Origin of the sequence: Streptomyces sp. 8L (assembly GCF_020176795.1) — a bacterium.
Lineage (GTDB): Bacteria > Actinomycetota > Actinomycetes > Streptomycetales > Streptomycetaceae > Streptomyces.
In genome coordinates, this window is record NZ_JAIUKE010000849.1 from 1 (window position 1) to 1,763 (window position 1,763).

Annotated in this window: 2 protein-coding genes; both read right to left on the minus strand. The window is 72.4% G+C overall.

The genetic code is table 11. The annotated features are described in order from the left end of the window. Nucleotides 1-83 precede the first annotated feature (83 nt). On the minus strand, nt 84-503 hold the full coding sequence (locus tag LCE31_RS39370) for a nuclear transport factor 2 family protein (protein ID WP_225023079.1): 420 nt from the start codon (nt 501-503) through the stop codon (nt 84-86). Between the two features lie 112 nt (nt 504-615). Beyond that, on the minus strand, nt 616-1,428 hold the full coding sequence (locus tag LCE31_RS39375; protein WP_225023081.1) for a polysaccharide deacetylase family protein: 813 nt from the start codon (nt 1,426-1,428) through the stop codon (nt 616-618). Nucleotides 1,429-1,763 lie beyond the last annotated feature (335 nt).

Here is a 1,763-nt window from a genome sequence, read left to right on the forward strand (position 1 = left end):
GCGTAGGAGAGGGTACGTACGGGATACGGGGTGCGTGCGAGTGGGCGCGTACGGAAGGGGCGTACGGGCGGGCGGGCCCCGGCTCAGTTCCTCTCGTTGCGCGCGACCGCGTACGCGACCATCGCCGAGTCCAGATAGGCGCGGACCTCCACGATCAGCGCGTCCGGGCCCTCGCCGTCGAACCGGCAGATCCAGCAGTACTCGTTGTCGAAGGGCGCGCCGTCGTTCGTCATCGACGTCGCGAGCAGTTCCACGATCGCGGTGTCGCCGTCCTCGTAAAGGCGCTGGAGCTTCAGCCGCACGCCCTCCTTCATCACCCGGGCCAGGCGGTCGAAGGTCGCCTCCCTGAACGCCTTCTTGCTGAAGTACGTCCCGCCCAGCGGCTGGGTCCCCATCACGGTCCAGTGGACGTCGTCGGAGACCCGGGCGAAGAACTCGCCGTGCGTCGCCGGGTCCTCCAGCCTCGAGAACAGGTGGATACGGTCGTCGCGCAGGTTGCCCATGTCGGACCACTTCCTTCCACCCTCCACCGTAGACGGGGAACCCGGCGCGTCGCCTGCCGCCGGAGGGGCGCCCGCCGCGCCCCTCCCGCACGTGCTGTCACGGGTCCTCGGCTCAGACGTAGTCCTCCAGCCTGGCGACGGCGTAGCCCTGGTCCGTGATCCGCTTGAGCAGGTTGCGGACGTTCTCCACCATCGTGGCGCCCCACTCGGACCGGCCCTGGAAGTGCGTGAGGATGATGTCGCCCGGCTCGAAGTGCGCCTCGTCGCGCCAGTCCATGTGCGTCGGGAACGCCTCGGACTCCCACAGCGGGAACGCCTTGATCCCGCAGGACTTGGCGATGCGCAGGGTGTCGCCGTTGTAGTTGCCGTAGGGCGGGCGGAACAGCGTCGGCCGCTTGCCGTACTCCTTCTCCAGCTTGTCCTGCTGGCCGCAGATCTCGTGCTTCTGCTGGGCGTAGGTGCGGCCGGGGAGGTAGGGGTGGGTGAGGGTGTGGTTGTTGAGGGTGGCGCCCGAGGCCTGCACCTTGGTGAAGTAGCCGTAGTCGTCGCTGATCAGGTAGTCGCTGAGGAAGGCGCTGTACGGGACGTGCAGGTCCGACATCATCTTGATGAACTGCGGCTCCTTCTCCGAGCCGTCGTCGATCGTGATGAAGACGATCTTGTCCTTGGTGGGGACGCGCGTGAAGACGGGCGGCAGGTCCTTGTCGCCGTCCTGGGCCTCGAACCCCGCGCGGGTGGGGATGACCGGCTTGACCGCGGGCGGCGGCGGCGCGATCAGCGGCGCCTCGGGCAGGCCCCACGCCTTCGCCGCGGCGAGCCGTGCGGCCGCGGTGCCTTTGACGCGTTCGGCGTACGAGGAGAGCGCGCCGGCCGCGTCGGCCGGACGCTGCCCGTGCGGCGCCCCGGCCGCGGGCTTCGCGGGCACGGGCCGGAGGGCGGGCCCGGGAGGCGATACGGACGCGCCGGGCGCCCGGGAGGGCGGGACGGCCCCGCTCGGGGCGGGGCGCCCGGACGGGGACGCCGGGCCGGAGGCGGACTCCGTTCCGGTCGGCGCGGACGGGGCGTTGGCCGACGGGGACGTCGAACCGGATGACGGGGACGTCGAACCGGATTCCGACGGGGTCCCGGAACCGGGTGCCGTCGCGGACTTCGAACCGGGTTCCGTGGGCCCACCCGGGGCCCCCCCCCCCCCCCCCCCCCCCCGTTCCGCCCCGCCCCCCCCGGGGGGCCCCCCCCCCCCCCCCCCCCGGGCCCCCCGCG

Bases quoted from the DNA above. Each gene is read 5' to 3' on its own strand.
- LCE31_RS39370 (WP_225023079.1), bottom strand. From the start codon at position 503: ATGGGCAACCTGCGCGACGACCGTATCCACCTGTTCTCGAGGCTGGAG.